Annotated in this window: 9 protein-coding genes; 3 read left to right on the top strand and 6 right to left on the bottom strand. The window is 66.1% G+C overall.

Annotated elements, in window-relative coordinates; translation table 11 throughout:
* The 4 genes from CH256_RS13490 to rimP form a co-directional block, all read right to left on the bottom strand.
* Positions 1-1,714, bottom strand: a 1,714-nt coding sequence (locus CH256_RS13490) for a translation initiation factor IF-2 N-terminal domain-containing protein (protein ID WP_143536576.1), incomplete at its 3' end; no start/stop codon positions are given.
* A gap of 97 nt (positions 1,715-1,811) precedes the next feature.
* Positions 1,812-2,144 (bottom strand): YlxR family protein, encoded by a 333-nt coding sequence (locus CH256_RS13485; RefSeq protein WP_068050199.1) that lies wholly within the window; start codon positions 2,142-2,144, stop codon positions 1,812-1,814.
* A gap of 96 nt (positions 2,145-2,240) precedes the next feature.
* Positions 2,241-3,248, bottom strand: coding sequence for a transcription termination factor NusA (gene nusA, locus CH256_RS13480; protein WP_068050201.1), 1,008 nt, complete (start codon positions 3,246-3,248; stop codon positions 2,241-2,243).
* Positions 3,245-3,820: a ribosome maturation factor RimP gene (gene rimP, locus CH256_RS13475; protein ID WP_094642141.1), complete on the bottom strand. Its 576-nt coding sequence runs from the start codon at positions 3,818-3,820 to the stop codon at positions 3,245-3,247. The genes nusA and rimP overlap by 4 nt, the downstream gene beginning before the upstream one ends.
* Positions 3,821-3,988: 168 nt before the next feature.
* Here rimP and CH256_RS13470 point away from each other — a divergent pair, with 168 nt between their 5' ends.
* Both CH256_RS13470 and CH256_RS13465 read left to right on the top strand, forming a co-directional pair.
* Entirely contained in the window at positions 3,989-4,492 is a 504-nt protein-coding gene (locus CH256_RS13470; RefSeq protein ID WP_094669831.1) for a hypothetical protein, read from the top strand.
* Entirely contained in the window at positions 4,489-4,929 is a 441-nt protein-coding gene (locus CH256_RS13465; RefSeq protein ID WP_094669830.1) for a ferritin-like domain-containing protein, read from the top strand. Before CH256_RS13470 ends, CH256_RS13465 begins: the two co-directional genes overlap by 4 nt.
* Here the strand turns inward: CH256_RS13465 and CH256_RS13460 are convergent.
* Complete coding sequence (locus CH256_RS13460) at positions 4,892-6,346, bottom strand: DHA2 family efflux MFS transporter permease subunit (RefSeq protein WP_094669829.1); 1,455 nt, start codon at positions 6,344-6,346, stop codon at positions 4,892-4,894. The two genes, CH256_RS13465 and CH256_RS13460, sit on opposite strands and share 38 nt — an antisense overlap.
* Positions 6,347-6,428: 82 nt before the next feature.
* Between CH256_RS13460 and CH256_RS13455 the strand changes: the two genes are divergently transcribed.
* On the top strand, positions 6,429-7,037 hold the full coding sequence (locus CH256_RS13455; protein WP_256989436.1) for a TetR/AcrR family transcriptional regulator: 609 nt from the start codon (positions 6,429-6,431) through the stop codon (positions 7,035-7,037).
* 9 nt (positions 7,038-7,046) lie between these two features.
* Here CH256_RS13455 and CH256_RS13450 read toward each other — a convergent pair whose 3' ends face one another.
* The gene (locus tag CH256_RS13450) at positions 7,047-8,786 is read right to left on the bottom strand and encodes an acyl-CoA dehydrogenase family protein (protein WP_094669827.1); all 1,740 of its coding nucleotides are present in this window, start codon (positions 8,784-8,786) and stop codon (positions 7,047-7,049) included.
* Positions 8,787-8,816: the final 30 nt, after the last annotated feature.

Genomic DNA, 8,816 nt, shown 5'->3' with positions numbered 1-8,816 from the left:
CGATCGGCACGTCGGCTGCCTGTGCGTGGTTGATGGCCTCCACCGTCTGCGGCATGACGCCGTCGTCGGCTGCCACCACCAGGATCGCGAGGTCGGTGGCCTTGGCACCACGGGCACGCATGGCCGTGAAGGCCTCGTGACCGGGGGTGTCGATGAACGTCACGAGACGCTCGTTGCCTTCGAGCTCGGTCAGCACCTGGTACGCACCGATGTGCTGCGTGATTCCACCGGCCTCGCCTTCGCGCACCGTGGTGTTGCGAATCGAGTCCAACAGTCGCGTCTTACCGTGATCGACGTGGCCCATGACGGTGACCACCGGGGGACGCTGCTCCAGATCGTCCTCGCCGCCGGCATCCTCGCCGTAGGTGAGATCGAACGAGTCCAGCAGCTCACGATCTTCGTCCTCGGGACTGACGACCTGAACGACGTAGTTCATCTCGCCGCCGAGAAGCTCCAGCGTCTCGTCGTTGACGGACTGCGTCGCAGTGACCATCTCACCGAGGTTGAACAGGGCTTGCACCAGTGCAGCCGGGTTCGCGTCGATCTTGTCCGCGAAGTCCGACAGCGATGCGCCGCGGGCGAGACGAATGGTCTCACCGTTGCCGCGGGGCAGCCTGACGCCGCCGACTGCGGGAGCCTGCATGCTCTCGTACTCGGCGCGCTTCGCCCGCTTCGACTTGCGGCCACGACGAACTGCTCCGCCGGGACGACCGAATGCACCTGCTGCTGCGCCGCGCTGACCGGGGCGTCCACCGCCACCGGGACGACCACGGAAACCACCTGCGGGAGCGCCGCCTGCGGGGGCACCACCGGGAGCGCCGGGAGCGCCGCCACCGCGGTAGCCACCGCCACCGCCGCCGCCCGGGCGTCCGCCCGGAGCACCACCGGGACGACCGGGGCGACCTGCTGCGGGGCCGGGACGTGCCGAACGGGTCGGCATGGCACCGGGGTTGGGACGAGGAGGCATCGAGCCGGGGCTCGGACGAGGTCCGGCCTGGCCCGGTGCGGGACGGGGCCCACCCTGCCCTGGAGCCGGACGACTGCCACCGGACGGTGTTGCGGGACGAGGCCCACCTTGTCCGGGAGCGGGGCGTCCGCCACCGGGGCGCGGAGCACCGGGAGCGGGTCGAGGAGCTGGACGCTCCACGGGAGCCGAGGAGTACGGGTTGTTACCGACACGCGGAGCCTTGGGGCCGGGCTTGGGGCCGGGACCTGCGGGCTTCGGAGCGGCCGGGGCCGAGGCAGCGTCGCTGGTGGCAGCCGACGCGGCGGGAGCCTGCTCGACCGGAGCGGCCGGAGCTGCGGGCTCGGGGGTAGGCGCTGCGGGGGCCGGAGCCGGCGCGGCAGCCGGAGTCGCGGGTGCAGCGGGTGCTGCCTCCACGGGAGCTTGCGCTGCGGGTGCTTCCGGCTCTGCCGGACGCGGTGCCGGCTTGGGGCCGGGACGGGGTCCGCCCGGTTTGGCGGCACCCGGCTTCGCGGTGCTGCTCGCTGCCCGATCGGCCGCTGCGCGACCGTTCGGTGCAGCTGCGGCCGGTGCCGACGCGTCCGTGTTCTCGGACGGGAAGGATTCACGCAGTCGACGCGCCACGGGGGCTTCGACTGTGGATGATGCGGACTTGACGAACTCGCCTTGCTCTTTGAGCCGTGCGAGTAGTTCCTTACTGGTGACACCGAGTTCTTTTGCCAACTCGTGCACGCGGGCCTTGCCTGCCACTGCTCTCCTCACTGAGAGGCCGAGCGAGGCTTGGTGCCCGCACGACCTCGGGTTATCTCCGATGGACGTTCATCGTTGGTGCTTCACGGTGTGCTCATCAGTGCTGTTGCCTGTTCTTGTCGACGGGTGTTGCTCTTGTCGTGTCCTCGACCTGCAGTTGTTCGTGCTCGTCGAGCACGGCTGTCACTGCGGACGATTCCACATTTCCCGATATCCGAAACGCACGACCGAAGACTCGGCGTCGTTCCGCATTGTGCAGGCACTCTCGGTTGTAGTGCAACCACGCACCACGGCCGGACATCGAATGCCGGACATCGGGGACGAGAGCGAATTCGTGCGAACCAGCTTCTCGAACCACGATCCTCAACAGATCGGCGGCCGGCACTCGCTCCCTGCACCCGATGCATGTACGAATCGGCCGGCTTGTCACTGCCGGATACTCGCGTTCATGCCCCTGGGCGGAGAGGTCGTTACCGAACCATCGACCACTCTACCGCTGTATTGCCCCGAACTCCGCATTCCGGCCCTACGCGCTGGTCGTCTCGGGTGCCGCCGCATCGCTGCGGATGTCGATGCGCCAACCGGTCAATCGAGCAGCCAGTCGAGCGTTCTGCCCTTCCTTGCCGATGGCCAGAGAGAGCTGGTACTCGGGAACCACGACACGGGCCGCACGAGCAACCGCGTCGACGACGGTCACCGAAACAACTTTCGACGGGGACAGTGCATTCCCGACGAACGTGGCCGGGTCCTCGTCGAAGTCGATGATGTCGATCTTCTCGCCTGCCAGTTCGCTCATCACGTTGCGCACGCGCTGACCCATCGGTCCGATGCAGGCACCCTTGGCGTTGAGCCCGGACACGGTGGACGCGACGGCGATCTTCGAGCGGTGCCCCGACTCGCGAGCCACTGCCACGATGTCGACCGAGCCGTCGGCGATCTCGGGAACCTCGAGGGCGAACAGCTTGCGCACCAGATTCGGGTGCGTGCGCGAGAGCGTGATCTGCGGACCCCGGTTTCCCCGGGCGACTCCGACGACGTAGCACTTGATGCGCTCGCCGTGCTCGTAGCTCTCGCCCGGCACCTGCTCTGCGGGCGGCAGCAGGCCGTCGGCTCCGTTGGCGTCACTTCCGATACGGACGATCACGGTGCCCTTCGCATTGGCACGCGTGTCACGCTGGATGACACCGTTGACGATCTCACCCTCGTGCGTGGAGTACTCACCGAACGACCGCTCGTGCTCGGCGTCGCGCAGGCGCTGCAGGATGACCTGACGCGCCGTGGTTGCCGCAATGCGTCCGAAGCCTTCGGGGGTGTCGTCCCATTCGGAGATCAGATTGCCGTCGGCGTCGAGTTCCTTGGCCATCACCCGAACGGAGCCGGTCTTGCGATCGACGTCGATCCAAGCGTTGGACTGGTGACCCTCGGTGTGCCGGTAGGCCGTCAGCAGCGCAGTCTGGATCGTCGAGATCACCATCTCGATCGGAATTCCCTTGTCCGCCTCGATGGCACGCAATGCGGCTATGTCGATATTCACTTGTCCGACCCTTCTTCCGGTGCTTCCACGTCCACGATCTCATCGGTGTTCGCGGGTGACGGCCTACTGCCGACCACGCCACCCGCCAGGTCCATCTCTTCGGCGCTCGGCCGGGAGAACTCCACCTGTACAACAGCTTTCACAACATCGGACAAGGCAACGGGGCGAGTCGACAGCACACCCTTCTCCTTGATCACCACGGTGACCGAATCGCCGTCGAGTACCCCGACGCGACCGTCGAACTTGCCGTCGGCCAGTTCGATACGCACTTTGCGTCCGCGAGCCCGACGCCAATGCCGTGCCTCGGTCAGTGGGCGGTCGATTCCGGGGGTGGTGACTTCCAACGTGTACGGAGCTTCCCCGAAATCCGTCACGGCATCGAAGGCATCCGAGATCTCGCGGCTCAGTTCCGGGAGAGCGTCGAGGTCGATTCCCTCTTCGCGATCGACCATGATCCGCACTGCACTGTGCTTTCCTGCGGCGACGACGTTCACGTCTTCGAGGTCGTAACCCCGTTCTCGAACGAGGTCGGCGAGCAGTTCGACAACCCTTTCCTTGGACGGAACAGGCATGTCGCGAACTCCTCGTGTGTAGTTGTGGGCGATCCGGCGTACGGCAGCAGGACTGCGTTTGGTGAACCAACAGCCTACCGCCCCGCAGGCAGTGCTCGTGACCACGATCGGCCGACGCGACACACGGGCACGGCACGTGCGAGCGCCGCGGTCTGGCACGATATCGGAGTGCCAACGCCGACCGTCCCCTTCGCGCTCAGTCGCCGCGGGTTGTTCCGACTCGCCGGCGTCGCTGCTCTGTCCGCGGCCACCGTGTCGACTGTTGCGGCCTGCGGTCAGGAGACGATCTCGGGTCCTGCCCTCGACACCCTGACTGCGCAGTTGCGCGCTGCCCGCGCCGACGCCGCGGATGCCACCGCGGCCGCGACGGTGATCGCCGACTACGCCGCCGCCCTGGGGATCGTTGCGGCGCAGCGGACCGAGCACGCCGATGCGCTCGACGCCGAGATCGCCCGCGCCACCGGTGCCTCGACCGAGACGTCGTCGGTCACGGCCACCACGACACCCGTTCCCACGACGCCGCCGCCCGATCTCGCCGCCGTGCGAGAGATGTTGACGGCCTCCGCTCGCAGCGCGGCAGATGCGGCTCGCAACGAAAGCGGTTACCGAGCAGGCCTTCTCGGTTCCATCAGCGCCTCGTGCACGGTCTCGGCCCTGGTGGTGCTGGCATGAGCGATCTCGGCCCGGAACAGCAAGGCCTCGTCGATGCACTGGCCGCCGAGTATGCGGCGGTGTTCGCCTACGGCGTCGTCGCGGCATTCTCCAATCCCACGCGAGCAGATCTGGTGGCGTCGAACACTGCCGCCCACCGCGCGCGTCGAGACGCGACCATCGATGCACTCCGGGCGGCGAGTGTCACTGTGCCGCTGCCCGATCCGGCGTATGCGTCCCCGTTCCCGGTGACCGACGCGATCTCGGCCGCGCAGTTGGCCGCGCAAGCCGAGATCGACACCAGCATCGCGTGGCGTTCGCTGATCGAACGCAGCAGGTCGGGAGCGACCCGCGACATGGGTGTTCAAGCGCTGACCGACGCCGCGATTCGTCTCGCGACGTGGCAGCAAATTCTGGGAGTCAGTCCGTCGTCGACGGCATTTCCCGGCCAACCGTGAGCACGTGTGCCGATCCGACGGAACGCCCCGGCATGAACAACGCCGCCACCAGTCCGATCGCCACTGCCCCAGCGCCGACGAGCAGAGCGGGTGCCAAGGCGTCGGTGTAACCGGTGGGCGTCAGTGATCCACCGGCTCCGATGAACACCGCTGTCAATACCGCGATGCCGAGTGCGATACCCACCTCCCGCACAGTGGAGTTGGCGCTGCTGGCGGTGGCGTGATCGTCGTCCTTCATGTCCCGCAGCACTGCGGTGGCGGACGGTGCGAACGTCAGCCCCATGCCCACTCCCGCCATCAGCAGGGCCGGGACCATCGACGAATACTCGGTGTCGGGTCCCAGGATCAGCGCCATCCACACGAGCGAGACCGACTGCAGCGACAGGCCGCCGACCAACAGCCCACGCAGTCCGACGCGCTCGGCAAGCAGACCTGCGATCGGTGCGACCACCATCGGTGCGGCGGTCCACGGCAGCGTGCGTAGGCCCGCCTGGAACGGCGTGTAGTTCATCACGATCTGCAGGTATTGCGCGAGGAGGAACACCGCCCCGAACATGCCGAGCGAGAACGTGATTCCGATGATGTTGGCGATGGTGAAGCTGCGCGAACGAAAGAGTGCGAGCGGCAGTACCGAGTGTCGGGTGCGCGAGGCGCGCAGAACGAACGCCACGAGCAGCACCGCCGAGCCGATGAAACCGGCGAGCACCGTGGCCGACGCCCACCCGTCGTCGTTGCCGTGGACCACCGCCCACACCAGGAGGAAGACACCGCCGCCTGCGAGGACCACGCCGGGCAGATCGAGCGGTTGGATGCGCCCTGCTGTTTCCTTCAGCGCGACGTACGCCAGCGGAACTGCGAAGAGGGCCACCGGAACGTTGATCCAGAAGATCGCCTGCCAGGAAATCCCGTCGACGACGGCTCCGCCGACCACCGGTCCCAGCGCGACGCCGAGTCCGGAGACTCCACCCCAGATCCCGATTGCCATCGCGCGCTTGCCCACCGGTACCACCGCGGCGAGCAACGCCAGGGACAACGGCATGATCGCGGCGGCACCGATTCCCTGCACGGCGCGCGCGGCGATGAGCATCGCTGGACTCGCAGCGAGCGCGCTGGCCACCGAGGCAAGAGTGAAGACCGCGATGCCGCCGAGGAATACCGCGCGCCTGCCCCACCTGTCGCCGAGCGTCGCCGCCGTCAGCATGAAGGTGGCGAAGCTGAGGGTGTACGCGTTGAGGAACCACTGCAGTTGTCCGACAGAGGCGTTCAGGTCCTGCTGAATGACCGGTAGTGCGCTGGTCATCACCAGATTGTCGAGGGTTGCCATGAACATCGGCAAGGATGCTGCGAGGATGCCGAGCCACACGGGAACGTTCCGAGTGGCGGGCTGCACTGCAGGTGGAGAGTCTGTGGCGGTCATTGCGGTCGTCCCGTCTCGCGCTTGTAAGCATCGAATGATTACTTATTCGAGACCGTAAGTTATCAACTGATAACCTGTCAACATGTCCGACCCGTCAGCGCCCAAGCCCAGAGCCACCCGCATGGATGCGGCCGACCGCCGAGAGCTCGTGCTCGACGCAGCGATGCGCGCGTTCGCGCGCGGGGGTTACGCCGGCACCAGTACCGATGCGGTCGCGAAGGAAGCGGGCGTCTCTCAGCCGTATGTGGTCCGCATGTTCGGCACCAAGGTCGAGTTGTTTCGTCTGGTGTTCCAACGCTCCGTCGACGGCATCATGGCCGCGTTCGATGCCGTGCTGGCGGCGGGCCCGCTCGACCCCGAAGACGACAGCACCTGGGCGAATCTCGGTTCCGCCTATGCCGATCTGGTGGCCGATCGCGACCTGTTGATGGTCATGATGCACGGATTCGGCGCAGGCTCGGTACCCGAGATCGGCCGGGCAGCCCGGGAGGGAATGGGCGCCATCTACAGCCAGATACGTGCCGGCACAGGTTGTTCCGAGGATCAGGCACGGCAGTTCATCGCGCACGGGATGCTGCTCAACGTCCTCATGTCGATGCAGGCGCTCGAGCATCCGAACGACAGCGCCGGACTGCACGAGATGACGGTGTGCGCGTTCGGAACCAATCTGGTCCCGGCCGATCCCGGCTGAGCGTCGGCGCTAGGGACGCATCTCGTACCGACCGTCGTACGAGACGACCTCGTTCCAGACCGTCTCGAAACGCCCCGCGTCGACCACCGGCTTGCGAATCGAATCGAGCGCCCACTGCTGTTGCGCTCCAGTCGATGACGGCTTCCCGTACAGCGCGACGGCATAGCCGGAGAAGTCTCTGATCTGGAAGTCGAAGATCTGGTCCATCATCTCGGACGAGATCTCGTCGGCCTGCTCGAGCAGAAGGTGACCGTAGACCACGAGCGAGAACAGGTGACCCACCACCAGCAGGAAATCGAGGTCCTTCTGCTGGGACTCGTCGGGCGCACACTTGGCGAGGAACGAGGTGAATGCCTGTGCCTGCTCGTAGAAGCGTCCCACATTGGGGATGCCGGAGTGCTTCTCGTACAACGGCTTCCAGTCGTGGAACCGCACCGAACTCGCACCGCGGGCCGGCCCCTGGGCGAAAAAGAAGCTGTCGTCGACCGGCTCGGTTCGGGTACCGACGTCCGGATAGTCGGTGGGCGAGAACATGTAGGCCGGCATGAATTTGAGCATCAGCGCCACGTTGACGTGCACCGTGCCCTCGAGCTTGGGCAGTGTTCCGATCAGCTGGGCGGCTTCGCGGAAGTAGGTGTTCTTCTCGTAGCCCTTGGCCGCGATGACGTCGTGCAGCAGCCGCACGACGGTTTCGCCCTCCGAGGTCACCTTCGCCTTCGTCATCGGGTTGAACAGCAGGTAGCGCCGGTCCTCGGGCCCTGCGGCACGGAAGTAGTCCAGTGCCCGCGCGCTGAAGAGCTTCATCGCGATCAAGCGCGAATAGGCATCGACGAACGCACTGCGCACGTGCGGAAAGTCGGTGACCCGATTGCCGTACAGAATTCTGTTGTTCGCATGCGTGATCGCCTCGTGGAAGGCGTGCTCACAGATGCCGATGGATCCGGTGCACAGGTTGAACTTTCCGACGTTGACCGTGTTGAGAGCTGCCGAGAACGCGTCGGCACCGGTGTGCAGGATGTCCTGTCGCCGGACGGGGTAGTTCTCGAGTGCGAACGTGCTGACGTACATCTGACCGTGAACGACGCTCTCGCGGAGCCGATAGGCCGGGTGCGCACTGTCGGCCACGAAGAACACGTACGAATCGGGTCCTTCGACGTCGGTACGTCGGCCGAACACCGAGACCATGTTCGCCACGTTGCCGTTTCCGATGTAGTACTTCTCCCCCGACGCGGTGAACTCGAGCTCGGAGTCCTCGGTCGCGGGCGTCAACAGCATGTCGGTGGAGTAGACGTCGGCTCCGTGCGCGCGCTCGGACAGACCGAACGCCATCACCCCGCCGCGGTCCAGCTCGCGTGCGGCGCGGCGTTTGGCGTCGTCGTTGGCGCTCATCCAGATGGGACCGAGACCCAGCACGGTGACCTGCCAGGTGTACCAGTAGGCCAGACCGTAGAACCCGAGAACCTCGCTCAGCGCGGCATTGCGAGCGGCGTCCCAGCGCGTGTTCGGCGACCCGTCCGCATAGACGGCGGGCGTGGAGAACGTCGCGAACAACTTCTGCTCGGCGACGAATTCCAGAAAGTCGGCCGGCCATACGCTGTCGAGATCGTCCGCCAACAGCCTGCCTTTGCCGCGACTCTCGAACCAGTCGATCAGCGCACGCAATTGTCGGCGAGAATCCTCGTCGAGCTCGGCCGGATCGAAGGTCGTGGGATCGAACAGCGCAAAGTGAGACACGTGGTGACCTCTCATAGTCGTTGACCCGAAGCTACCAGCGGGTAA

Origin of the sequence: Rhodococcus sp. 05-2254-6 (assembly GCF_002258565.1) — a bacterium.
Lineage (GTDB): Bacteria > Actinomycetota > Actinomycetes > Mycobacteriales > Mycobacteriaceae > Rhodococcoides.
This window is presented reverse-complemented; position numbering and strand designations above follow the sequence as displayed.